Origin of the sequence: Goodfellowiella coeruleoviolacea (genome assembly GCF_024171785.1) — a bacterium.
GTDB lineage: Bacteria > Actinomycetota > Actinomycetes > Mycobacteriales > Pseudonocardiaceae > Goodfellowiella > Goodfellowiella coeruleoviolacea.
Genome location: NZ_JAMTCK010000003.1, coordinates 516,801 through 540,453, shown reverse-complemented (window position 1 = coordinate 540,453; position 23,653 = coordinate 516,801). Strand labels below are relative to the sequence as shown.

23 protein-coding genes are annotated in these 23,653 nt (G+C 72.5%); 11 read left to right on the top strand and 12 right to left on the bottom strand.

What is annotated here, in order from left to right:
• Window positions 1-3: 3 nt before the first annotated feature.
• From LX83_RS37730 to LX83_RS08510, 4 genes are all read left to right on the top strand, one after another.
• Window positions 4-132, top strand: a complete 129-nt coding sequence (locus LX83_RS37730) for a hypothetical protein (protein ID WP_301327773.1) — start codon at window positions 4-6, stop codon at window positions 130-132.
• Entirely contained in the window at window positions 129-1,265 is a 1,137-nt protein-coding gene (locus LX83_RS08520) for a methyltransferase domain-containing protein (RefSeq protein ID WP_253768986.1), read from the top strand. The genes LX83_RS37730 and LX83_RS08520 overlap by 4 nt, the downstream gene beginning before the upstream one ends.
• 91 nt (window positions 1,266-1,356) lie before the next feature.
• Complete coding sequence (locus LX83_RS08515) at window positions 1,357-2,076, top strand: PP2C family protein-serine/threonine phosphatase (RefSeq protein ID WP_253768984.1); 720 nt, start codon at window positions 1,357-1,359, stop codon at window positions 2,074-2,076.
• 137 nt (window positions 2,077-2,213) lie between these two features.
• Entirely contained in the window at window positions 2,214-2,354 is a 141-nt protein-coding gene (locus tag LX83_RS08510) for a hypothetical protein (RefSeq protein WP_253768982.1), read from the top strand.
• Window positions 2,355-2,452: 98 nt separating this feature from the next.
• Here LX83_RS08510 and LX83_RS08505 read toward each other — a convergent pair whose 3' ends face one another.
• The 4 genes from LX83_RS08505 to LX83_RS08490 all read right to left on the bottom strand — a co-directional run bounded on the left by LX83_RS08505 (window position 2,453) and on the right by LX83_RS08490 (window position 6,158).
• A complete protein-coding gene (locus LX83_RS08505; protein ID WP_253768980.1) occupies window positions 2,453-3,817 on the bottom strand; it encodes an FtsX-like permease family protein in 1,365 nt (454 codons plus the stop codon).
• Window positions 3,818-3,820: 3 nt separating this feature from the next.
• Window positions 3,821-4,624 (bottom strand): ABC transporter ATP-binding protein, encoded by an 804-nt coding sequence (locus LX83_RS08500; RefSeq protein WP_253768978.1) that lies wholly within the window; start codon window positions 4,622-4,624, stop codon window positions 3,821-3,823.
• Between the two features lie 215 nt (window positions 4,625-4,839).
• Window positions 4,840-5,718, bottom strand: coding sequence for an NAD(P)H-binding protein (locus tag LX83_RS08495; protein WP_253768976.1), 879 nt, complete (start codon window positions 5,716-5,718; stop codon window positions 4,840-4,842).
• On the bottom strand, window positions 5,715-6,158 hold the full coding sequence (locus LX83_RS08490) for a nuclear transport factor 2 family protein (protein ID WP_253768974.1): 444 nt from the start codon (window positions 6,156-6,158) through the stop codon (window positions 5,715-5,717). Before LX83_RS08490 ends, LX83_RS08495 begins: the two co-directional genes overlap by 4 nt.
• Window positions 6,159-6,288: 130 nt before the next feature.
• Between LX83_RS08490 and LX83_RS08485 the strand changes: the two genes are divergently transcribed.
• Entirely contained in the window at window positions 6,289-7,128 is an 840-nt protein-coding gene (locus LX83_RS08485; protein ID WP_253768972.1) for a helix-turn-helix transcriptional regulator, read from the top strand.
• Between the two features lie 43 nt (window positions 7,129-7,171).
• Here LX83_RS08485 and LX83_RS08480 read toward each other — a convergent pair whose 3' ends face one another.
• Complete coding sequence (locus LX83_RS08480; RefSeq protein WP_253768970.1) at window positions 7,172-7,891, bottom strand: hypothetical protein; 720 nt, start codon at window positions 7,889-7,891, stop codon at window positions 7,172-7,174.
• A 712-nt stretch (window positions 7,892-8,603) separates the two neighbouring features.
• On the opposite strand from LX83_RS08480, the gene LX83_RS08475 reads away from it, so the two are divergent.
• Both LX83_RS08475 and pssA read left to right on the top strand, forming a co-directional pair.
• Window positions 8,604-9,341, top strand: coding sequence for a phosphatidylserine decarboxylase (locus LX83_RS08475; protein ID WP_253768968.1), 738 nt, complete (start codon window positions 8,604-8,606; stop codon window positions 9,339-9,341).
• 60 nt (window positions 9,342-9,401) lie between these two features.
• The gene (gene pssA / locus LX83_RS08470) at window positions 9,402-10,370 is read left to right on the top strand and encodes a CDP-diacylglycerol--serine O-phosphatidyltransferase (protein WP_407649513.1); all 969 of its coding nucleotides are present in this window, start codon (window positions 9,402-9,404) and stop codon (window positions 10,368-10,370) included.
• Window positions 10,371-10,445: 75 nt separating this feature from the next.
• On the opposite strand, the gene LX83_RS08465 is transcribed toward pssA, so the two are convergent.
• Window positions 10,446-13,064, bottom strand: coding sequence for an SdrD B-like domain-containing protein (locus LX83_RS08465; protein WP_253768964.1), 2,619 nt, complete (start codon window positions 13,062-13,064; stop codon window positions 10,446-10,448).
• Between the two features lie 17 nt (window positions 13,065-13,081).
• Here LX83_RS08465 and LX83_RS08460 point away from each other — a divergent pair, with 17 nt between their 5' ends.
• Window positions 13,082-13,855, top strand: coding sequence for a hypothetical protein (locus LX83_RS08460; protein WP_253769160.1), 774 nt, complete (start codon window positions 13,082-13,084; stop codon window positions 13,853-13,855).
• 52 nt (window positions 13,856-13,907) lie between these two features.
• On the opposite strand, the gene LX83_RS08455 is transcribed toward LX83_RS08460, so the two are convergent.
• The 3 genes from LX83_RS08455 to LX83_RS08445 form a co-directional block, all read right to left on the bottom strand.
• The gene (locus LX83_RS08455) at window positions 13,908-15,515 is read right to left on the bottom strand and encodes a LuxR C-terminal-related transcriptional regulator (protein WP_253768962.1); all 1,608 of its coding nucleotides are present in this window, start codon (window positions 15,513-15,515) and stop codon (window positions 13,908-13,910) included.
• 207 nt (window positions 15,516-15,722) lie between these two features.
• Entirely contained in the window at window positions 15,723-16,568 is an 846-nt protein-coding gene (locus LX83_RS08450; protein WP_253768960.1) for an LLM class flavin-dependent oxidoreductase, read from the bottom strand.
• 292 nt (window positions 16,569-16,860) lie between these two features.
• Window positions 16,861-17,520 (bottom strand): TetR/AcrR family transcriptional regulator, encoded by a 660-nt coding sequence (locus tag LX83_RS08445; RefSeq protein WP_253768958.1) that lies wholly within the window; start codon window positions 17,518-17,520, stop codon window positions 16,861-16,863.
• Between the two features lie 104 nt (window positions 17,521-17,624).
• Here LX83_RS08445 and LX83_RS08440 point away from each other — a divergent pair, with 104 nt between their 5' ends.
• Together LX83_RS08440 and LX83_RS08435 are read left to right on the top strand one after the other, a co-directional pair.
• Window positions 17,625-18,563, top strand: coding sequence for an alpha/beta hydrolase (locus LX83_RS08440; protein ID WP_253768956.1), 939 nt, complete (start codon window positions 17,625-17,627; stop codon window positions 18,561-18,563).
• A 247-nt stretch (window positions 18,564-18,810) separates the two neighbouring features.
• Window positions 18,811-21,042, top strand: a complete 2,232-nt coding sequence (locus LX83_RS08435; protein ID WP_253768954.1) for an AAA family ATPase — start codon at window positions 18,811-18,813, stop codon at window positions 21,040-21,042.
• A 134-nt stretch (window positions 21,043-21,176) separates the two neighbouring features.
• On the opposite strand, the gene LX83_RS08430 is transcribed toward LX83_RS08435, so the two are convergent.
• Both LX83_RS08430 and LX83_RS08425 read right to left on the bottom strand, forming a co-directional pair.
• Window positions 21,177-21,845, bottom strand: a complete 669-nt coding sequence (locus LX83_RS08430) for a LytR C-terminal domain-containing protein (protein WP_253768952.1) — start codon at window positions 21,843-21,845, stop codon at window positions 21,177-21,179.
• Entirely contained in the window at window positions 21,842-22,138 is a 297-nt protein-coding gene (locus LX83_RS08425) for a DUF3263 domain-containing protein (protein WP_253768950.1), read from the bottom strand. The genes LX83_RS08430 and LX83_RS08425 overlap by 4 nt, the downstream gene beginning before the upstream one ends.
• A 207-nt stretch (window positions 22,139-22,345) precedes the next feature.
• On the opposite strand from LX83_RS08425, the gene LX83_RS08420 reads away from it, so the two are divergent.
• Window positions 22,346-22,918, top strand: a complete 573-nt coding sequence (locus tag LX83_RS08420; protein ID WP_253768948.1) for a peptide deformylase — start codon at window positions 22,346-22,348, stop codon at window positions 22,916-22,918.
• A gap of 63 nt (window positions 22,919-22,981) precedes the next feature.
• On the opposite strand, the gene LX83_RS08415 is transcribed toward LX83_RS08420, so the two are convergent.
• Window positions 22,982-23,629: a hypothetical protein gene (locus tag LX83_RS08415; RefSeq protein ID WP_253768946.1), complete on the bottom strand. Its 648-nt coding sequence runs from the start codon at window positions 23,627-23,629 to the stop codon at window positions 22,982-22,984.
• Between the last annotated feature and the right edge of the window lie 24 nt (window positions 23,630-23,653).

Sequence of the window (23,653 nt, the reverse complement as noted above, 5' to 3'; positions counted from 1 at the left end):
GGCATGGCCGACGAGCAGGAGCCGGACGACGAGGTCGAGGACGACGGCAAGCGGAGCATCATCGACGACAAGCAGACCCCGCTGACCGGGGAGACGCTGGACCCGAGCACCTTCGAGCCGGAGTCGAAATGACCTTGGTGGCTCACCTCCAGGCGGCTGGCTCCGTGCCGGCCGCCTGGCTGCCTTCGCTGCGTGGCGTCGACCGGGCCGACTACGTGCCCGCCCAGGCATGGGCTGACGTGGCCGACGACGACAGCGTGCAGTGCGTTCCCATTGACCGCGACGCCGCCCCCGAGCAGTGGACCGAGGCGGTCTACTCAGACCGGCCGATCGTCACCCAGTACGACGACGGCGCCACGGTGTGGCCGGCGGTCGGGTACCTCCCGACCTGCTCAGCCTCGCAGCCCAGCGTGGTGGTCGGGATGCTCGACGCACTCGACGTGCACGAGGGGCACCGGGTGTTGGAGATCGGCACCGGTACCGGGTACAACGCCGCGCTCCTCGCTCACCGGCTCGGCGATAACGCTGTGACCAGCATCGAGGTTGACCCTGTGCTGGCCGATCAGGCGCGACGGCGGTTGGTGGCGGCTGGTCATCCCGTGCGGGTGGTGACCGGGGATGGCGCTGTCGGGTGCCCCGAGCGCGCTCCCTACGACCGGGTGATCGCCACGGCATCAGTCCGAATTGGACAGGTGCCGTACGCGTGGGTCGAGCAAACCCGGCCGGGTGGGGTGATCCTCGCGCCCATGCGGGCCGACCTGACCACCGGGCCGCTGGTGCGGTTCGAGGTCGGCGGCGACGGCACCGCTGTCGGCCGGCCGGTGCCGTTGCGTGTGGGGTTCATGGAGTTGCGCGCCCAGCGGCGCTCATCGCGGTGGACGCGGAAGCGGTGGGACGATCCGGCGGCGGATCTCACCCACACCGAGACGCCGCCGTGGCCGGTGCTGTTGTTGGACGATCCCCGGTGGGCGGTCGCTGTGGCGGTCCCTCAATGCCGGTTCACGGTGTGGGAGAAGACCGACGAGCGCCCTGGTGTCGCGTGGCTGGTCGACACGGTGTCGGCGAGCTGGGCGAGCATCGCACCCGCACCGCGCGGCGGCCAGCCGGATCTGGGCGGCCGGTATGAGGTGCGCCAGCACGGCCCGCGCCGGCTGTGGGACGAGGTCGAGGCCGCGTACCGGTGGTGGGACGCCAGGGGCCGGCCGCCGCTGGCGGCGTGGCGGTTCACGGTGACGCCGGACGCGCAACCGGTGGACCTGGGCTGATCAGGCGAAGTGCCGCGTGCTGCCGCGGGGGCCACCCACCCGGGTGGCGGACGGCACCGGCACGGCCGGCAACCGAGGAGGATGCGGCAGCATGATCAACGAGACAGGCGTCGTCATCGGCTCCGCGACCGAGGCCGGCCCGCGCCGCGCGCTCAACTGCGACGCGTTCGCGCACCACGTGTTCCACGACCGGTTGGCCGTGGCCGTGGTCGACGGCACCGGCACGAGCGACGAGGTCGCCAGGTTCGCCGACGTGGCCGCGGAGGTGGCCGTCCGGGTGGCCGCACGCCGCAGCGCGGTGCACGGGATCGTGGCGGCGTCCGACCTCTGCGCCGACCCCGAGGTGGAGCTGCCGAGCCCGTCCGGGGCGATCGTGGTCGCCGTCGCCGAGCCGGGCGAACTCTGGCGGATCGCGTGGGCGGGCGACTGCACCGCCCACGCCCACCAGGACGGCGAAGCCTGGCGACTCACCCGACCGCACACCAATGGCCAGCTCCTCCGCGACGAGGGTGAGCCCGAGGAGATCGCGCGCCAGCACGACCACCAGCTGATGAACGGCGTCGCGCGGGTGGACCAGGGCGGCATCGACACCGTCACCGTGCGCTGCCCCGTCCTGGTACTGGCATCGGATGGCCTGCTGCGGGTGTCCGACGACGAGATGACCGACGTCCTCGCCGCGCACCCCAGCCCACAGGACGCCGCTGAGGTGCTGCTGAAAACGGCGCGCGCCCGCAGCGGCGACGACATCACGGTGTTGGTGGTGCGGCACCCCGAGGTGACCGAGGAGGCGACAGCTGGGCAACCGCGGTGACGCCGCCTGGTGTCTGGCCGGCCGGTGCTGGCGGTGGTTCGCCACCTTTGGCCGTAGCTGGGGCCGGCTGATCTCCTCTAGCGTCGGTGCCACGAGCGGGCGGGCCCCAGCCGCTCCCCCACGGTGAGGAGAAGGTCATGCGCAAGTCCAAGGAACGTGGCTACGTGATCGAGCTGGGCGGCGCGTCGCTCAACCCCTGGCGGCCGCTGGGGATCATCGTCGAGTTGGGTGGCGCGGAGGTCGACCCGTGGCGCCGGCACGGCGAGGACAACTGCTGACGCGGCGCACCCGCGAGCACGAGCAACGGCCACGCCAGGGACAGCGCGTTCCTGGCGTGGCCCGTCTAGGTGCGGCGTCGAGGTTCAGGGTCGGGGTTTCAGATCCGGGTGGTGGCGGCGGCGACGGCCGGGGTGCGGATCACCCGGCGGGCCGTGCCCACGCTGGAGCCCAGGGTCAGCGCCACGGCGGCGAGCACCACGGCCAGGTAGAGCGCGATCGACGTGTCGGGCGCGAACGTCCCGAGCTTGGCGACGCTGTACGGGAACACGGTCACGGTGGCGGCCAGCGAGCCGAGCAGCACGCCGGTGAACACCAGCACCGCGCCCTCCAGGCCCACCATGCGCAGCACCTGCGGCGGGGTCGCGCCGATCAGCCGCTGCTGGCCGAACTCGCGGCGGCGGAACGTGGTGGCGGCGACCAGGGTGTTGATCACCATGATGCCGGCGAACACCGCGAGCATGCCCACGACGACCAGGTTCAACGTCTCGGTGTTGCGGTCGGCCACGGTCTGCACCGCCCCGGTCATCGCCTTGGCGGAGTTCTCGATCTCCTGCATGTACAGGGTGCCGGTGCTGATGCCGGTGAACAGGATGATCGGCACCACCGCGCCGGCCATCTTCTGCAGCTGGCCCCGCACGTTGCGCTCGGTCAGGTAGCCGCTGACGCCGGGCAGCACCCGCAGCGGGCCGGCCAGCACGGCGATCACCGCGCGCAGCAGCACCGGGGCCAGCAGCGCGAACCCGATGGCCGCGAAGATCGCGCCCTGCGCGCCAACGGCCATGGTCTCCACGCCCCCGCCGCGCAGCGCGACCGCCGTGGTGATGCCGCAGCTCAGGCCGGCCACCAGGAACACCACCCCGGAGATGATCCGGGCCCGGGGCACTGGCCGCTGACCGGTGGCGGCGACCAGCAGCGCGTCCCTGGCGTTGGTGCGGGTGGTGCGGCGCGCGGCGAGCACCGCGGCCACGCCGGCCGCCACCAGGGTGATGCCGAAGCCCAGGCAGATCGCGATCGCCCCGAAGCGGTGCGTCACGTCCGGGGCCAGCTGGCCGGTGTTGTGCAGCAGGTGCACCACCAGGCCGCCACCGAGGTCGGCCGGCAGGATCGCGGCCAGCGCGCCCACGGCCGCCACGGCCAGTGCCTCGCCCACGACCATCAGCCCGATCTGCGCCGGGGTCGCGCCGATGCTCTTGAGCAGCGCCATCTCCGCGGCGCGCTGGCTGACCAGCAGGCTGAGCGTGGACAGCACGGCGAACAGCACGATCACCAGGCCCCAGCCGCCGACCACGCTGGCCATCAGCACCAGCGTCTTGGCGCTGTCCGGGTCGACCGCGCCGGCCACGCGGGTGTCCAGCAGCGAGGCGAAGCTCATCAGGATGGTGGCGCCGAGGAAGGTGGCGAGCAGGCTGGCCGCGAACCGGGCCGGCTGGCGCCGCAGTGACCGCAGGGAGAGCAGCAGCACGGCTCAGACCCCCACCGCGACCTGGTGGCGCCGGGCGACCTCGTCGCTGAGCCGGGCCATCCGCTGGGCGACCGCGTCGGCGGTGGGCCGGGTGAGGCTGCCGACGAGCTGGCCGTCGGCCAGGAACAGCACCGCGTCCGCGTAGGAGGCGGCCACCGGGTCGTGGGTGACCATGACGATGGTCTGCCCGCCCTGGCGGACCGACTGGCGCAGCAGACCGAGCACGTCCCGGGCGGCGGTGGTGTCCAGCGCGCCGGTCGGCTCGTCCGCGAAGATCACCCGCGGCTGCGCGGCGATCGCCCTGGCGATGGCCACGCGCTGCTGCTGGCCGCCGGACAGCTCGGCCGGCAGGTGGTCGGCCCGCTCGGCCAGGCCCACGCTGGCCAGCACGGCCCGGCAGTGCCGCAGGTCCACCCGGCGGCCGGCCAGCCGCAGCGGCAGCGCCACGTTCTGCAGCGCGGTCAGCGTGGGCAGCAGGTTGAACTGCTGGAAGACGAAACCGACGCGCTGGCGGCGGAACTTGGTCAGCGCGGTCTCGTCGCCGCCGGTCAGTTCGGCGCCGTCGATGAACACCCGGCCGCTGGTCGGCTGGTCCAGCCCGGCCGCGCAGTGCAGGAAGGTGCTCTTGCCGGAGCCGGACGGACCCATCACGGCGGTGAACGTGCCCGCCGGCAGCCCCACGGTCACGTTGTTCAGCGCGACGACCGGGTTGTCCGCCGCACCATAGGTCTTGCGCACCGACACCAGGCGCACCGCCTCGGCCTGCTGGGTCGGGTGGCTGTTCGGGGCGTGTCGTGGACCGTCCATGTCGATTCCGTTCTCCAAGCCGGGTCAAGCGTTGTGAGCAGGGAGAACGCTAGGCAGCCCAGGCCGGGCCGGCGATGGGTCGACCACCCCGGGCCGGGGTGGGGCTAAGCCCACCCCAGCCCGCCCACCTGCGGGAACACCGGCGCGACCGGTCCCGGCGACCGCTATGAGCTGCGCCACCGCGCGGCGCCCGGTCCTCGGCCGGGCGCGGGCCGTCACCGGGCCGATCCGCGCTCAGGCAGGTCGTCCTCCGCCCACTCGGTGGCGTGCTCCTGGACGAACTCGGCGAAGGTGCGGGGTGGCCGGCCGGTCAGGTCCAGTACCGCGGTGCTGACCCGGTCCTCCCGACCAGCTCTGATGCCGTCCTCCACCGCGGCGATGGCGGCCGCGAACTCGGCGGACGCGCCCGCGGCCCGGTAGTGGGCCGCCTGCTCGTCGACGCCGATCGGCACCACCCGGACCGGCCGACCGGTGTGGGCGGTGATGGTCGCCGCCGCGTCCTGGTAGCTCAACGCCTTCGGCCCGGTGAGCAGGTAGTCGCGCTGGTCGCCGGGCGCCGCCCCGGGGTCGGCCAGCAGGGCGGCCGCGGCGGCCGCGATGTCCCGCGCGTCGATCCACCCCACCCGGCCGGCACCGGCGGCGGTGCGGATCTCGCCGTCCCGCCGAATCCGCTCGCCGACCGGGTGGGGGCGCAGGAAGTTCTGCATGAACCCGGACGCGCGCAGCACGACCCACCCGGGCTGGGCCCGCACCCGCGCGGCCATCTCCAGCGCGCTGGGCGCGTTGGGCAGCACGATGGCGGAGCCGAGCAGCACCACCCGACGCACGCCGAGGCGCCGCGCCTCGGCCAGGAACGGATCGACCAGCGGCAGCGGATCCACGCTCTCCACCGGAGGCACCAGGAAAACCCGGTCCACCCCGCGCAGCGCGGCCGGGTGCGTGGCCGGGTCAGCCCAGTCGAACCGGACCGCGTCCGGGTCGGTCGCGGACGGGTGGCGGCTGGCCACCCGGACCAGCACGCCGCTGCCGCGCAGCAGTTCCACCAGCGCGCTCCCGGTCCTGCCGGTGCCACCGGTCACCAGCACCCCGGTCATCGGGTGGCCTCCTCGCGCAGCGCGTCGAGCAGTTCGGGCAGCGTCCCGGCGGCCGTGGCGTTGGCCAGCGGGTTCCAGTAGTCCCGGAAGTGGGTGATCAGGCCGTCCCGGACGGTGATCACCACGATGTAGTCCATCCGGTAGGGCGTGCCGGTGCGCACCGAGTGGCCGGTCGCGTGGTACTCCACCACTGCGGTGTCCGGCCGTTGGGTGTGGTGCACGGTGATCGCGGGGATCTCCCGCACGTCGTACACCTGCGGGAAGCCGGCCAGGTAGCCGCGGACCTCCTCCCGCCCGACCAGCCGGCGCGGCGCGGCCCCGGTGGCGAACGGGAACTCGGCGGTGCCGTCTTCCGCCCACAGGTCGGCGACCGCGTCCATGTCCTTGGCCAGCATCAGCTCCAGCAGTCGGCGCATCGTCTCCTCAGGAGTGCGCGGCATGGTGTTCCTCCAGCGTGCATCGGGGTGTGGATTCCAGGCTGGTCGCGGGCCCGCCGGCGGGGAACTGACGGCTGAGCCCCGGACCGCCAGTCCGTGGTTGGGCCGGGCACCCCGTGCCACCATCGACGGGATGAGCAGGGCAGAACTGGCCGACTTCCTCCGCCGCAGGCGGGACGCGCTGCGCCCGGACCAGGTGCCGGCCGCCGCCACCCACCCGCCGGGCCGACGTGCCCGGCGCACCCCGGGGCTGCGGCGGGAGGAGGTCGCCGCACTGGCCGGCGTGTCGGTCAACTACTACGAGCGGCTGGAGCAGGCCCGCGCGCCGCGCCCGTCCCCGGAGGTGCTGGCCGCGCTGGGTACGGCGCTGCGGCTCACCCCCGCCGAGCGCGAACACCTGGCGCGGCTGGCCGGGCAGATCCCACCCGACACGAACACCGACCGGCGGCCGGTGCCCGCCGAGACCCGCCGGCTGCTGGACCGGCTCGGGTCGATCCCCGCCTACCTGGTCGACGAGCGGCAGGACATCGTGGCCTGGAACAGCGCGGCGGCCGCGTTGATCACCGACTTCGGGCGGCTGGCTCCGGAGGAGCGCAACGCCATGCGGCTGTCGGTGCGGCTGGGCGGGACCCTCTGCTCGGCCCCGGTGGGTGCGGAAGGCGAGTTCGTCCGGCAGTCCGCCGCCCAGCTGCGCGCGGCCAGCGCCCGCTACCCCGCCGACCGGGTCCTCGGCGAGCTGGTCAACGAGCTGGCCGCGCACAGCCCGGACTTCGCCGCCGGCTGGCGCGACCACGACGTGCGCCCCGTGCCGACGCTGCGCAAGCGCCTGCACCACCCCCGGCTGGGCGAGCTGGAGTTGGAGCGCCAGCTCCTGCTGCTGCCCGGCAGCGACCTCCAGTTGGTGCTGTACACGGCGGAACCGGGCAGCCCGAGCGCCGCCGCGCTCGCCCGACTCGACACCCACGGCCACTGACTGACCCCGGCGGCCGCATGCTGCAGGACAGGGTCCTGGAGCCTCACTCGGCCTGGGGGCCGCACCGGGACACCGCCTTGACCGGCGGAAGGCGCAGCCAGGCGGTGGACTCGGCGTCCCAGCCAGCCAGCGTCGCGATCCCGTCCGGTGTGGCGAGGGGGATGTTGTGCGCGGTGAGAAGTCCGCGAGCGGTCAGGTGCACCGCGTCGAAGTCGTCGGCAACGGCCGTCCACCGCACGAGCACCCGGCCGTCCGGCGCCGGCCTGGGGTATGCGTGAATCAATTGTTCGAAGTCTTCAAGGGAGTCAATCGTGAAGATTTTGGCCTGGGCAAGGTCAAAGGTCACAGCGTAGAGATTCCTGCTGGTACCGAACTCGGCCCACTCACGCCGCTGCCAAGCACTGGTGCCATCAGGCAGGAAGGACGCTGTCCACAGCGCACCCACTGGCTTGTCCGCCGGCGCGAAAGCTGACGACACATCAGAAACCACCACTACCCGAGGCAACGTTCCACTCGTGGAAAACCACGCCTGCCGCGGCTGGAGCGAGGCGTCCGCGAACTCGCTCCGGGACAGCCGGTCCAACACTGCCACAGCAACCTCGTCCAGTTCTGGCGCCGCTTGCGGAAGAAACTGCGCGCGCGAGTGCTGCAGCGAGTTCGCGAACGTGATCTGATGATAGAAATCAGTGTCGGTCAGGCTGTCCAACCGCTCCGGACAATCCTTCAGCAACAGACACAACTCGACGAGAACCGGACCCTTCACCCTACCCAGGGTTGTTTACCGCCTCATTTTCCGCAACCAGTTCGTATTACCCGCTACCTGGCGCCGTCTCGCGGTAGAGATAGGTTTCCACCCCTAGATACAGCTTGCTCGTACTGCAATCAATCACACCATTGCTGGTCACCTTGTCCGGCTGATGCCCGAGCCTGTGTGGCCAGTCCAGAAATCCTGACGGTGACCGCGGGCGCGCGACCGCACTGCGGGTCGGTACACACCCCCGGACTCAACCAATGCGCAGCAGCTGAGCCGGAATCACGTATTGATCACCACGATGCCGGTGAACACCGCGAGCGTGTTGACGAGATCCGATGTCTCTGTTCCGCAGTTGGCTGTCATCCGCGTCGACATGCTGCGATCACCGGGACCCAGCCGCCAACCCACCCAGCCGGAAGAAGTTCGAGACAACCGACCCGACGCGGCCCTATGATCTGCGCCACCCCCGGACCACCCGATCGGTCGAGGGAAACCAGGCAGACGGGGAGGGACGGATGGCCTGTTCGCGACAGTCCGTGACCAGGTCAGTCCGTTCAGGTTGCGGTCATCCCGCGCCGCGTGGTCCGGGCCGGACCGGGTATCCCGACCACAGTCGGGTAGCACACGGGCCGGTCACGCCGGGGCACGGCTCGCGTAGCGTGTGGTGGGTCCCGCGGAGGAACCACCGCCCCACCAACGAGAAGCACGGATTTCCGACGACATGAGCGCCGATCTACGTCAGCCAGGGCAGCGCGACGGTGCCCTGGCCCACTTCGTCGACCTGGTGAAGGGCGTCGTGCCCCCGATGCACCCGGCCGGACGGCCGTTCGTGCTCGGCGCGGCCGTGGGCACCCTGCTGCTGCGCCGCCTCTCCCGCCGGGCCGGGCTGCTCGGCGCGCTGCTCACCGCGTGGTGCGCGTGGTTCTTCCGGGAGCCCAAGCGGGTGACACCCGAGCGAGCGGACATCGCCGTGGCCCCGGCCGACGGCACGGTCTCCCAGGTGGTCGAGGCCGAGCCGCCCGCCGAGCTGGGCCTGCCCGCCGGCCGGATGCTGCGGATCAGCGTGTTCCTGTCCATCTTCGACGTGCACGTGCAGCGGACCCCCGCCGCCGGGCAGGTGGAGCGCGTCCGCTACCGGCCGGGCAAGTTCCTGTCCGCCGACCTGGACAAGGCCAGCGAGGACAACGAGCGCAACGCGCTGTTGCTGCGCACCACCGAGGGTCACGAGCTGGTCGTGGTGCAGATCGCCGGGCTGATCGCCCGCCGGATCGTCTGCGAGGTGGCCGAGGGCGACACGGTCAGCGCCGGCCAGACCTACGGGCTGATCCGGTTCGGCTCCCGGGTGGACCTCTACGTGCCGCTGGGCAGCCGGGTGCTGGTCGAGCCGGGCCAGCGCACCATCGGCGGCGAGACCGTGCTCGCCGAACTCGCTGGCAGCACTGTCAGTACGGAGGACTGAGCCGTGGCGCACACCGTGCCAGGGGTACGCATCCTGCCCAACGCGATCACCGTGCTCGCCATGTGCGCGGGCCTGTCCGCGGTGCAGTTCGCGCTGAGCGGCCACCACGCCGCCGCCATCGCCGCGATCGCCATCGCCGCGGTGCTGGACGGGCTGGACGGGCGGATCGCCCGGCTGCTGGACGCCACCAGCAAGATGGGCGCGGAACTGGACTCGCTGTCCGACGCGATCTCCTTCGGTGTGGCGCCGGCCCTGGTGGTCTACGTGTGGAAGCTGGAGGGCAACCGGATCGGCTGGGTGGCCGCGCTGATCTTCGCGGTGTGCATGATCCTGCGCCTGGCCCGGTTCAACACCCTGCTCGACACCGAGCAGCCGCCGTACGCCAAGGAGTTCTTCGTCGGCGTGCCCGCCCCGGCCGGTGGCCTGCTGGTGCTGCTGCCGCTGATCCTCAGCCGTCAGCTCGGCGGGGACGGCTGGTGGTCCTCGCAGTGGGTGGTGATGGTGTGGACGGTCGCCATCGCCGCCCTGCTGATCAGCCGCATCCCCACGTTGTCGGTGAAGACCATCAAGGTGCCGCCCAGGGCGGTGGCCCCGCTGCTGGTGCTGGTCGGCCTGCTCGCCGCGGCCGTGATCACCTACCCGCTGGTCGCGCTGGCCGTGGCCATGATCGTCTACCTGGTGCACCTGCCGTTCGCGGTGCGCCGCTACCGCTGGCTGGCCAAGCACCCCGAGGCGTGGGCGGTGCCGCCCCGCGACCGCAGGGCGATCCGCCGGGCGCACGGCGTGGCCGCCCGCCGGCTCGGGTTGCGGCAGCCGCTGCCCGGCCGGGTGGCCGGCGCGGCCATGCGCGCGGTGCGCCTGCCCCGCCGGACCACTCCCCCGCAGCCGGTGGACCAGTCCAGGCACGCGGTGGAGGCCACCGGCCTGACCAACGCGGTGCGCCGGCGGGGCGGCTGGCGGCAGCTCGGCCTGCGGCGCCAGCAGGGCGGCTCCCGCCGCCCCCGCACCCCCCGCAAGACCGCCGGCTAGAGGTACGCACAAATCTGCCCGCCCGCGAACTCCGGATCGCGGGCGGGCAGACCTGTTTGTCAGTGCTGCTTCTTGTCAGTCCTGCTTCGCGCGGCGCTTCCGGCTCACGAACGCGAGTGCCGCGCCCGCGCCGAGGACCAGGACACCGAGACCGGCCACCCACGGCAGGCCGTCGGAAACACCGGTGTTGGCCAGCCCACCCGGCTGTTTGGCGGGTGGTGCCGCCGCGGGCGGGGCCGGCGTGGTCGGGGCCGGGGTCGTCGGCGGTTCGGACGGCGTCGGGGGCGGCGTGGTCGGCTCTTCCTGTGGGATGTACACGCCGGCGTCGATGGTGTGATCGACCTCCCCGGGCTGGTCCGGCGCGGTGACGCGCGCGTACCCGTTGCACAGCTGCCCGGTGGTCGGTGGGATCACGTTGGAGTCGTGCACCCGATCGCTACCGGTCACCCCGAGCGTGAACCGCAGCTCGGTAGCGGGCGGCTGGCTCGGCACGGTGCGGGTGTCGGCGGTGCAGACGTTGAACTGCACCGTGTACTCCGCGCCCGGGGTGAGTTCGTAGGCGGCGCCGACACCGCCGAAGTAGTACTCGCCGGCCGCGTCGGTCTTCGTGGTGGCGACCTGCTTGCCGGTGGCGTCAAGCAGGTTGATCGTCGCACCTGGCAGCCGCACGTCCGCCGGGTCCTGGACGCCGTTGTGGTCGCCGTCGAACCACACCAGGTTGCCGATCTGGATCGGCGCGTTCGCCGCCTGGTACGCGATGGCCCCGAGCCCGCCGGCCTTGCCGAACCCGTTGTTCGGGTTTCGACCGACGAACTCGTAGGCGTTCTTGGCCGGGTTGTTGCCCGGCCCCTCACCGGTCGCGATGTTGTAGTAACCGGTCCCGTTGGTGGCGACGTGGACGGTCGGGTCCATCTGCGTGCTGATGACCCATTGCAGCTGCGGGATGTAGGCGACCGACCCCTGCGCGGATTCCTGGTGCGGCCCGCGCTCAGCAGGGCCACTCGGGGCGAAGTAGTCGCCAGGGAAGTACTCGACGACGCCGCCGCTCTGCTGGCCGTTGTTGATCTTGTTCGCGTGGTTGGCGCAGTTCCCGGTGCCTTCCCAGGAGTATCCACCGGTGGGGTTGGCGCAGGCCATGTTGATGTCTCCACCGGAGAAGCCGCGTTCCGTGGTGTCGCGGCCCGGCCGCGGGTCCAGCCCGTCCCAGCCAACCACGTCCATGAACCGGTCGCGGAAGCCGAGGATCATCGACCCGTCACGCGCGAAGGCCAGGCTGGCCAGTTGCGGCTGCGGATCGATCATCCCGCCGTTATTGGTCACGTCGTGTTCGTCCCAGGTCGCGAGGTCGGTCTTCCACGGGTTCCAGTGGTTGTTCTGACCGCCAACGTCACCGAGGACCTTGCCGCGCTCGAAGTTGAGCGGCTGGGTCAGCACCGTGCTGAACTTCGTGCCGTCGTAGGTGTAGACGACGGCCTTCAGGTCCGCGCGGTTCTGCGTGCTCTCCGCGCTGCACACACCACCGACGTACAGGGTGTTGTCGTGTGCGGCGACCGAGAAGGGCCGCCAGTCGTCGGACACCGCGCAGCCCGGGTCCGGGATCGGCACCGTGGCGGTGGGCGCCGAGGCGGTGGGCCCGGTGGCGTCGAAGCTGACCAGGGTTCGGGTCAGCAGGTTCACCGCGTACAGCGTGGCGCCGTCCTCCGACAGCGCGATGCCGCCGATGCTCTCCTTGCTCGGCGCGTTGGTGAATCCGCCGTCCTTGAGCATGTTGTCGGTGTCGTGGGGCGTCACCGTGGCGCCCGGAACGGTCGCGAACAGGGTCGGTGCGCCGCCACCGGTGACCGGAACGGTGTAGATCGCGCCCCCGCCCTCCGGCCCGTACAGGGTGTGCCGCCGGGCGAACGCGCTCTGGAACAGCCGGCGCCGGTCCTTGTCGTAGGCCAGCCCGAAGGTCGTGCCCACCTGGGCCTGGGTGGCGAGCGTGGTCGGGCACGCGACATCCTCGGGACACGTACCGCGGGTGTTCAGCCCGAACGCCACCAGGGCCCGGGTGTCCTCCCCGTTGCCGGCGCGCTGGATCGGCACGAAGTACCGGGAGTCCGGCAGGGTGAAGTGGGCGGGGTTCCAGACCCCGGTGATCACCGAGTCGTTCTTGCCGTTCGACACGTCCACGAACGTGGTGAAGCTGTCGAAGTGATTGGTCGCCGTCGAGGCCGGCGCCGCTCGCAAATAACCGTTGTAGGGCTCCGGAATGGTGACATCGACGCGGTAGTGGCCCCCGGTCAGCACGGTGGACGGCGGTACCACGACTTTTCCGGTGGCATCCGTGACGCCGGTGACCTGGTGGCCCTCCCGGTCGGCGACGGTGACGTCCATGCCCTGCTGCGGCACGTCCATCGTCGTGTTGATCACGCCGGTGCCGAAGAAGTCCCGTAACACCTGGACCGTCAGCGTGCCGTCCGTCGCCGACGCGGCGGCTGCCCCAGCCGTCGCCCCGGTGATCCCGCTGCTTGCCAGCAGCAGACCAGCCAACCCCACCCGCGCCAGTGGACCCATCCGTCTCCGGGTCGTCCGGCTCATCGCTATCCCCTTGTTGAAGTTGTCATGAACCGTCACAGACAACCAGAACGCCGTCTCCCCGTGTGCCAGACAATTGGGTGAAACAGGGGGTGAATCAGTGACCCCTGTTAACATCCCGCCGCGTGCGCAGCATGCGAGCCCAGCAACGCCTCCCGCGGCGCCGGTGGTCGCGGCCGCGCTGGGTGCTGGGCGTCATCGGCGTCGTGGCGGCCACCGCGGTCGGGGTGGCCACGTTCCTGATCATCGGCCCCGGCTCCGCGCCCACCGGTCCGCGCCCGTTGACCTCGGACGAGGCGAACCGGCTGGCGATGACGCGGTTTCGCAACTACGAGGCGGGCGGCCGGGCGGTGACGATCACCGTGCCGACCACCGCCGGCGGGTTGGTCATCACCGGGTCCGTCGACTACCGAGCCCAACTCGGTTACGGAGTGGTGCACGGCACCGGGCGCGACACGTCCAGCGACGGCCTGATCCAGTGGAGCACCAGCACCGTGTTCGTCCACCCGATGGCGAACGCCCCGGCGGAGGCGCCGGCAGCGCCGCCCGGATCGGACTGGCACCACCGTCCACTTCAGACATCCGGCAGTTCGCTGGACAGTTCGCTGCTCATCGCGCTCAGCCTGGGCAGCGACCGGCCGGACAACGCCGAACTGCTGCGGCAGAACGGCGCCGCCTGGGTCGGTTCGGACCAGGTGGCCGACCACCAGGTGGACGTGATGTCCGGGCCGGCCGCCGCCGGCAGGCCCAGCACCGCGGGAAACGTCCGCTACTGGATCGACTCGGACGGCACCACGCACCGGGTCCAAGCCGACGTGGCGTCCGAGCCGCAGCCCGTGGTCATCGACTTCGACACCCGGGACTACGTTCCGGTCCAGCCGGCACCCGGAGTCACCCCGACGCGGTGACCTCCGCGCACGACGCCACGCCGTTGCGCAGGAGCCCGCCGCAGAGCCAGCCTCAGAGCACGCCGAGTTCGTAAGCCCGCATGAGCGCGCCCTCGCGGCTGGACGCGCCCAGCTTGCGGTAAGCGCTTTTCACCTGTGTGCGCACGGTGTTGACGGACACGACGAGGGTGCGCGCGACCTCGGTGATGGTCAGGCCGGCGTCCAGTTGGGTGAGGACGACCTGCTCCCGGGTGGTCAGCTCCACCAGTTCCACGCGTTCCGGGAACACCGGCCGGGCCCGCGCCAGGCGCTCCGCCGCCGCATCGGTCAGCGGAAGCTCGCCCAGCCGGATCACCTCGTCGCGGTCGGCCGGTGGCAACGAGGCGAGCGAGAGCACTTCGTCGGCCGTGCGCACGTGGCGGACCAGCGCCAGCGACCGGCGGGCCTCGTCCTGGTCGCCCATGCGCAGTGCGGCGATCGCCTTGACCAGCAACAGCTGCCTGGCGTCGCGCCGGGACGTGGTCTCGTGCCAGGACGTGCGCGAGGCCATCGCGCGGGCCAGTTCGTACTCGCCGTTGAGCAGGCGGAGCCGGGCGGCCGGCAGCGCCGACCACGTCGCCTGCGGATCCGCCTCCTTGATCAGTCGCAGGGCGCGGGTGGCCTGACCGGTGGCGGTCAACAGCTCCACGTGGGCGCGGCGGATCACCCGGGCGGCGGTGCCCTGCTCGACGAGCGCGGGCGCGTGGGTGAGCCGGAGCGTGCCCAGCTGCGCCAGCGACGTCGCTGGATCGCCGAGGTACAGCCCGTGTGCGAACACCAGCGCCGCCACGAAGGGCCAGACCTCCAGTTGCCTGGTGCCGTCCCCGGTGATCTCCAGGCACGCCGCGAGGCTCGCCTCGTCGTAGCGGTCCAGCGCGTCCCAGCCCTCGGCGATCGTCCCGCCCACGGTGAGCAGGAACCGGACCCGCTCGGAGGGGGACGCGAAGCCACGCATCCGGTCGAGCCACTGGTGGGCGAGGGCAGCGTGACCGAGGTGCCCGAAGATCATGGCGAGGTTGGCGGCGGCGTTGAGGGCGGTGGCCGCCGTCTCCGGCTCGACCGTCGCGCGCTCGTAGGCCTTGCGGTACAACTCCACCGCGGCCGGGAAGTCGCCCATCAGCGACCGGGTCAGACCTCGTTGCATGGCAAGCCATCCGGGGCGCGGTTCCCCCTCGGCACCGGGCAGCGAGCCGAGTTGCGCCGCGCGGGCCGTGAGGCGCTCGCCCAGCTCCTCGGCCTCGGCGCTCGCCCCGCGCATGCGCAAGCCGATCATCGCCGCGGTGCCGACCGCGACCAGGGTCGCCAGCGACGTCTCACCCGGGATGTCCATCGTCGCCGCCAGGCGGGTACCCAGCTCCGCGTAGTGGCGCAGATAGGGTCTGAGTTCGCTGGCTTCGGGTTGGTTCATCGCGTGGTAGGCGCTGATCCACGCGAGCATCAGGCGCGGACGAGCGCGCAGTTCCTCGTCCGGCACCTGGCTGAGCACGAAGAGCAGCCGACCGGCGAGGTCGCCCGCCGCGGCGAGGATGTGCCGGTCGCACAGGGCTTCGAGCGCGGTCCAGTCACGGTCCTCGGCGATCCTGGCCAGCGCTTCCGACAGGTCGGCAACCGACGCCCGAGCGGGTTGCGCTCCGTGCGGCACGGTCTCCGCCCTCCCCCCAGGCCACGCCGATGGGTCCCGCCCACAACCGCGAGATGCCCGCGTTCCCCCCGCTTGATTGTGAGCGCTGCTGGATTCTCCTCGTCACCCGTTGACCTAATGGTGATCAAGTTCATCCGGTTGCCGGAGCGCGAGGGGCCCGGGGCCGCGCCACTGGCGTGAGCGGGCCGGCCCCGGGTTGCTCGGCGCTCAGACGATGTCGGCGAGCCGGTCGACCTGGGTCGGGTCCAGGCCGTAGCAGTAGCAGATCACTTCGTCCGCGCCGAGATCGGCGAACGCGGTGACGGCCGCCCGGACCTCGGCCGGGGTGGTGCGCATGCCGGCGACCATCTCCTCGGCCCGGCCGGTGAACCCGTAGTAGGCGCCCATCCGGGCGCGGGCGTCGTCGATCACCGCTTCCGCGCCGAGCGCGACGTTGACCTGCGCGACGATCCGGGGCTGGCCGGCGCGGCCGTGCTCCCGCCAGAACCCGCGCACGGTGTCGAACAGGCCGCCCGCCCAGGACGGCGGCGCCGCGGCGAGGAACCCGTCACCCCAGCGCGCCACCCGTTCCAGCGCGACCGGCTGGAAGCCGCCGAACAGCACGGTGGGGCCGCCGGGCCGGGCCGGCGCGGGGCCGATCGGGCCGACGCCGTCGCCGTGCGGCTGACCGGACCAGAGGCGGCGCAGCACCGCCAGCTGCCCGTCCAGCCGGCGGCCTCGGGTGCGCAGGTCAACGCCGGTGACCTGGTGGTCGTCGGCCCGGCCGCCGATGCCCAGGCCGAGCACCAGCCGGCCGCCGGTCATCCGGTCGAGCGTGGCGGCCTGCTTGGCGAGCAGGGCGGTGTCGCGCAGCGGGGCCAGCAACACCTCGGTCTGCACGCGGACGCGGGACGTGGCGCCGGCGAGAACCGCGAGCGCGACCAGGGGTTCGGGGTTGTCGTAGACGAGCCGGTCGAGCAGGCCGAGCGTGCTGAACGGGCCGGCCTCGGCGCGCCGGGCCCAGTCGAGCAGGGCAGCGGGGTCGCCAACGGGCAGACCAATACCGATGTCCATGATGAGAAGCCTCCGGAGAGAAGGGTCGCCAAAAACCGTTGCCGCCCCTCCGGCACCTCGATCGAGGTGGGACGCTCCCGCACTGCGGCGCACTTCTGGAGAGCGTCTCGTTGAAGTGGCTGAACCCTAGAACGGCGGAACCCGGTCGGGCAAGCCCCCGTGCCGAACCGGCGGTCGGGCGGCAACCGCGCCGGGCACCCGGCCCGGAACACCTGGGCTGGCTGGTGCCGCAAGGCAGTTGCTGGTGAGGTAGGTGCTCTCGCCGCGTCGGCGGGTACTGGCCGGCCGGTGCTCAGCGATCGGCGGGACGCGAAGCCCGAGCCGCCGCGACGCGGTCCGCGATGTGGTCGATGACCACGTTGACCGCGCGACGGTACGGGGTGGCGTCCTGGTTCACCTGCGAGAGGAGCATGCCGCCCTGGATCGCGGCCAGCAGCGCGACCGCGAGCGCCGACACGTCCTCGTCAGCTCCGAGGTCGCCGCGCTCGCGCATCCGAGCCAGCCCGGATTCGATCGCCGCCTGCCACGCGGCGAATCCCGTAGCCAGGCCGAGGCGAGCTGAGGGGTCGATGTCCGACAGCTCGCTCGCGAGCGAGCCGATCTCGCACCCTCCGACGCAGTGCACCGCGTCCAGGCGGACGGCGGCGCGTTCGCACCACTCGCGCAGTGCCTCGATGCTGTCGAGGTGGTCGAGCAGGGGCCGCTGCTGTTCGAGCTTCACGGTGCTCTGGTACTCGATCACCGCAGCCGTGAGGCCCTTCTTGTCGCCGAAGTAGTGATAGATCTGCGAGGCACTCACCTGGGCACGGCGTTGCACGTCGGGGATGCTCGTGCCGGCGACGCCCTGCTTGAACATCAGCTCAGCGGCGGCGCGCAGGATGCGGTCCCGCGTGCGACGGCCACCCTCGGTGCTCGCTGCCCTGACCCGGGTCTCGGCACTGTGCGGCTGCATGAGAGCCAACCTACCAAAGATTGGAATTGCCTTTCCAATCTCGTGCCGCCTACGGTTGGAGTGTTCATTCCAAGATCGCTCCAGCCCCCGCGAAAGGGAAGCTCATGGCCCTCGACCCGCAGATCCAGGCCGTGCTCGACGACTTGGCCGCGACCCCCGCGCCCGCACCCAACACCCGCACCGTGGCGGAGAACCGCGCCGCCGGCCTCGCGTTCGCCTCGTTCGCCGGTGACGTCGTCCCGGTTCGCGAGGTTCGCGACACGACCTTCCGCAACGGCGACCACGACGTCCCGATCCGCATCTACACCCCCGGGACGATCCCGACGGGCTCGCCCGCTCCGGTGACGGTGTTCTTCCACGGCGGCGGCTGGGTGTTCGGCGACCTCGACAGCCAGGACCACTTCGCCAGGATCGTCGCGACGCGGTCGAAGACCGTCGTCGTCTCCGTCGGCTACCGCCTCGCGCCAGAACACCGGTTCCCGGGAGCCGTCGAAGACAGTTACGCGGCGCTGCGGTGGGTCGAGCAGAACGCGGGCACCTTCGGCGCCGACCCGAAGCGCATCGCCCTGTTCGGCGAGAGCGCGGGAGGCAACCTCGCCGCCGTCACCGCGCAGGAAGCGATGCGACGCGGCGGACCGACCGTCACCTTCCAGGCCCTCGCCTACCCCGCAACCGACCGCTTCGACGACAGCGCGTCGATGTACGACAACGCCGCCGGCCCCCTGCTGACGCGCCCTTGGCTTGAGTGGTTCTGGGGCGCCTACCTGAACACCCCCGACGAGGGCGCCGACCCCCGCGTCTCTCCACTGCGCGCGGACGACCTCACCGGGCTCCCGGCCGCGTTCATCGTCACTGCCGAGCTTGACCCACTACGCGACCAGGGCATCCGGTACGCGGACGCGCTCCGCGAGGCTGGGGTGCCGGTGACGCACCGACCGGTCGAGGGAGTGCCGCACGCGTTCCTGTCCTTCACCCGCGACGTCCAGGTCTCGCGCGACGTGCTGAACGAGATCGGCGACGCCATCGGCGCGGCCTTCGCGTGATGGTGGGCCAGCCAACGGTGAGCCGCGATCCGGGTCCCGGCGACACCGTCAACCATCCAGCTCATGGCCACACATGCCGCTGACGTTCCTGGCGCCGCCGGTGATCGCGGCCGTCACGGTGGTCGTCCGCACCGATCCGACCCCGGACGACGCCGGCGGAAGGACGCGCGAAACCGCCGCCGCCGAGGATCGCCGGAACGGCTCGCGACGAACGACGACTTCTCGAACACGCCGTAGGCTCGACGCCGTGATCTCACTGACGGCACGCCTGTCCCCGTCCGCGTTGGACACCCGGCGGGGTGTGGTCCGGCTGCACCCCGAGGTGATGGACGCGCTCGGGCTGCGCGCCTGGGACGCGGTCAAGCTGACCGGTTCCCGGGTCAGCGCGGCACTCGCCGCGGCCGGCGACCCGGCCGGCCCGCCCGGCGTGGTGCTGGTGGACGACGTGACCCTGTCCAACGTGGGTGTCACCGAGGGCGCGGAGATCGTGGTCACCCCGGTGGCGGTGGCGCCGGCCCGCTCGGTCACCGTGGCCGGGTCGCGGCTGGCCAGCACCTCGCTCACCCCGGAGACGCTGCGGCTGGCGCTCACCGGCAAGGTGCTCACCACCGGCGACGCCGTGTCCCTGCTGCCCCAGGACCTGGCCCCGCCGCCCGGCGCGGACGTGTCGGCCACCCGCCGCAAACTGGCCGGCGCGATCGGCATGACCTGGACCAACGAACTGCTCACCATCACCGCCACCGACCCGGTCGGCCCGGTCGCGGTGCAACCGTCCACAGTGGTCGGTTGGCGGGACGGCGCGCGCACCGGCGACAGCGCCCCGGCCAGCCCGGCCCGGCCGGTGGACGGCGGCCAGCCCCCGGCACCGCTCGCCGTGGCCGGCCCGGCCGAGCCGGCCACCGTCCCGCCCGTGTCCGACCTGGTGGGCGCCAAGGACGCGGCCCGGCGGCTGACCGAGTGGCTGGAGCTGACCTTCCGGCGGCCGGAACTGCTGGCCAAGCTGGGCGCGGCGGCGCGGCTCGGCGTGCTGGTCGGCGGGCCCGAGGGCGTGGGCAAGGCGACCCTGGTGCGGTCGGTGGCCAAGGCGATCGGCGCGGACGTGGTGGAGCTGGCCGCGCCGAACGCGGCCGTGCTGGAGGCCGGGCCGGCCGCGCAGCGGGTGGCCGACGCCCTGGCCGCGGCGGCGGCGACCACCGCCGCGGGCACGCCGTGCGTGCTGCTGGTGACCGACGTGGACGCGCTGCTGCCGGCGAGCACGCCACCGCCGGTGGCCACCGTGGTGCTGGACACGCTGCGCGCGGCCATGCGCACGCCGTCGGTCGCGCTGGTCGTCACCAGCGCCCACCCCGAGTCGGTCGACCCGAGGCTGCGCGACCCGGAGCTGATCGACCGGGAGCTGACCCTGCCCCTGCCCGGCGAGACCACCCGCACCGAACTGCTGCGGGTGCTGCTGCGCGACGCGCCCGTGGAGTCCGATGTGGACCTGGGTGCGGTGGCCGAGCGCACCCCCGGGTTCGTGGTGGCCGACCTGGTGGCGCTGCGCCGGGAGGCCGCGGTGCGGGCGGCGCTGCGCCAGCGCGAGGCCGACGAGCCGCGCATCGGCCAGCAGGACCTGCTCGGCGCGCTGGACACGGTCCGCCCCATTTCGATGTCCACTTCGGACAACCTGCGCACCGGCGGGATCAGCCTGGCCGACGTGGGCGACATGGTCGAGGTCAAGCAGGCGCTCACCGAGTCGGTGCTGTGGCCGTTGCAGTACCCGGATTCCTTCGCCCGCCTCGGCGTCGAGCCGCCCAGGGGCGTGCTGCTCTACGGCCCGCCGGGCTGCGGCAAGACGTTCCTGGTGCGCGCGCTGGCCGGCAGCGGGCGGCTGAACGTGTTGTCGGTCAAGGGCGCCGAGCTGATGGACAAGTGGGTCGGCGAGTCCGAGCGGGCCGTGCGCGAGCTGTTCCAGCGCGCCGCCGAGGCCGCCCCAGCCATGGTGTTCCTCGACGAGGTGGACGCGCTCGCGCCCCGGCGCGGCCAGTCGTCCGACTCCGGGGTGGCCGACCGGGTGGTGGCCGCGCTGCTCACCGAACTCGACGGGGTGGAGCCGCTGCGGGACGTGGTGATCCTGGGCGCCACCAACCGGCCCGAGCTGGTGGACCCGGCGCTGCTGCGGCCCGGCCGGCTGGAGCGGCTGATCTACGTGCCGCCGCCGGACGCGGCGGCCAGGGCGGCGATCCTGGGTTCGGCGGCCAGGAACACGCCGCTGGCCGGGGACGTGGACCTGGACGAGCTGGCCGCCACCCTGGACGGCTACTCGGCCGCCGACTGCGCCGCGCTGGTCCGGGAGGCCGCGCTGACCGCCATGCGCGAGTCGCTGGAGGCCGCCGAGGTCACCGCCGCCCACCTGGAGACGGCCCGGGCTGCGGTGCGGCCGTCGCTGGACCCCGCGCAGCTGGCCGCGCTGGCCGCCTACGCCGAGTCCCGCGGCTGACCCCTGACCAACCCACGCCCGGGACGTGACGTGCGTCACGTCCAGTTACGGCGGCTCGCCACGCGGTGTCGGAGAACACCGCTGGCGGAGACGAGTGGTGGCGCGGCCGTTGACACCGGTCACGGCCCGCGCGATCACTTGTTGGTCTTCGGCCCCTGGTAGTCGTTGGTGACGATGAGGATCACCCCGGGGCTGGCCGACTCGATGCCCTCGAACCGGGGCTCCACCCGCACCCGGAACCGCTCGCCGAGCCGCTGGGCCTGGGCCTCCTCGTCGGTGCCCGGCCGGTAGTAGACGGTGGTGGTGGCGATCTTGCCCTGCGAGTAGTTGCCCACGTCGTCCACCTGCCAGCCGTTGGCCCGCAGCTCCTCGGCCGCCCTGGCGGCCAGGCCGGAGATGGTGCTGTTGTTGTAGACCCGCACGGTCACCGCCTGGTCACCGGGCTGGGCCACCCCGCCGGGCGGCTGCGCCCCCGTGGGCGTCCCGCCGGGCTGCTGACCCTGGTCGGACGGGGTGGACGTGCCGGTGCTGGCCGGCGGCTGGGCGGCACTGCTCGACTCGCCACCCGCAGGCGCGGTCGACGACTCGGGCGGGGCGCTGGACCCCACCTCGGTGGTGGACTGGGTGCTGGCCGTGCTCTGCGCGGACCCGGTCGGCGGAGCGGCGGTGGGCGCCGCCTCGGGGCTGGACCCGCCGGTGAACAGCGACACCACCCCGAGCACCAGCGCGACCCCGGACACCCCGAGCAGACCGATGCCGGCCACCCGCGCCCGCGACTGACCCGGCGGTTCCGCTGGGCTCATTTCGGCTCGATGCCCAGTCGCCGGGCGGCCCTGGCCCGCTGCCTGATCGCCCGCTGCTTGCGCAACCGCTTGATCAACATCGGGTCGGCGGCCAGCGCCTCCTGTTTGTCGATCAACCCGTTGAGGACCTGGTAGTAGCGCGTGGCCGACATGTCGAACAGCTCACGGATGGCCTGTTCCTTGGCGCCGGCGAACTTCCACCACTGGCGCTCGAACGCCAGGATGGCGCGTTCCCGGTCGGTCAGGCCGTCACCCGGCTCCTCGGCCGGTGGCAGCGCCTCTGCGGCGTCCATCTGGCTCCTCGCCTCACGGTCGGCGATCCCTGCGGTTGCCGGAACCACACCCGTGCGATTCCGCGACCCCCATTAGATCACGTGATCATCCTGCCGCGCTCGCCATTGGCCGGCGCGTCAGCGCCTTTCCGCCAGCGACCACGTTGTCGCTGGTCACAGCCCAGCCCGAGGATCGGGACGGGCGGCGACCCAGTAGGGTCAACAGCCATGGCAGTCCACCCGATCCGGATCGTCGGTGACCCGGTCCTGCACACTCCCACCCGCCCGGTCGACACCTTCGACCAGCGGCTGCGCGACCTGGTCGAGGATATGTTCGAGACCATGGCCGCGGCCAACGGCGTCGGGCTCGCGGCCAACCAGATCGGCGTGGACCTGCGGCTGTTCGTCTACGACTGCCCGGACGACGAGGGCGTCCAGCACCGCGGCCTGGTGGTCAACCCCGTGCTGGAGACCGCTGCGATCCCCGAGGGCATGCCCGACCCGGACCACGACTACGAGGGCTGCCTGTCCGTGCCCGGCGAGTCCTTCCCCACCGGCCGGGCGGCGTGGGCCAAGGTCACCGGCCAGGACGTGGACGGCGCACCCGTCGAGGTCGAGGGCACCGGCTTCTTCGCCCGCTGCCTCCAGCACGAGACCGACCACCTGGACGGCCACCTGTACCTGGACCGGCTGGTGGGCCGGCACGCGCGGGCGGCCAAGAAGATGCTCAAGCACAACCAGTGGGGCAGGCCCGGCCTGTCCTGGGACCCGGCCAGCGAACCCGACCCGTTCGCCGACTGATCCCCGCGCTGACCGGGACGCTGACCGGCCTGGTGCTGACCGGCCTGGTGCTGACCGGCCTGGTCAGGACGGCTGGCGCCAGGGCAGTTCGGGCAGCCCGGCCAACTCCGTGTAGCTGCGGCAGCCGGCCAGCTCGTCGTAGCGCTCGGCCAGCACGTGCGCCCTGATCCGCTGCGCCTGGCCGTTCGTCACCACCGCCCCGGCCAGCAGGAACGGCATGACCAGCCGCCAGCCCGCGACGATGGTGGCGCGGTGGCGGTGGGGCGCGCGCAGCGCCTCCCTGGCCACCCGCAGGTTGTGCTCGTTGGCGGTGATCGCGCTCGGCGGGCACTGGTGGTGCCAGGCCCAGCGGTTGTCCGAGGCCATGGTGCAGGACACGCACTCCCGCGCGCCGGTGCCCAGCTCGGCCCCGCACTGGGCGCAGCGCAGCAGGCACAGGGCCCAGTCCACGCAGGTCCACGCCACCCGGCCGACCGGCTCGCCCAGCACCCGCGCGGCCAGTTCGCGCTCGGCCACCCCACCGGCCTCGACCCGCCGCTCGGCCAGCAGGGCCTGCCAGTCCAGCAGCCAGTACCGGTCCACCGCCTCGGCGCAGCCCGGACAGTGCGGATAAGCCCGGCCGGCGAGATCCCCGCACGCCGGGCAGGGCAGTGGCGCGGCTGGGCGTGGGGCCCGCCGCGTGCCCGGTGGGAACGGCTGATCATCAGCCACGTGTGCACGGTAGCCGGAATCCGG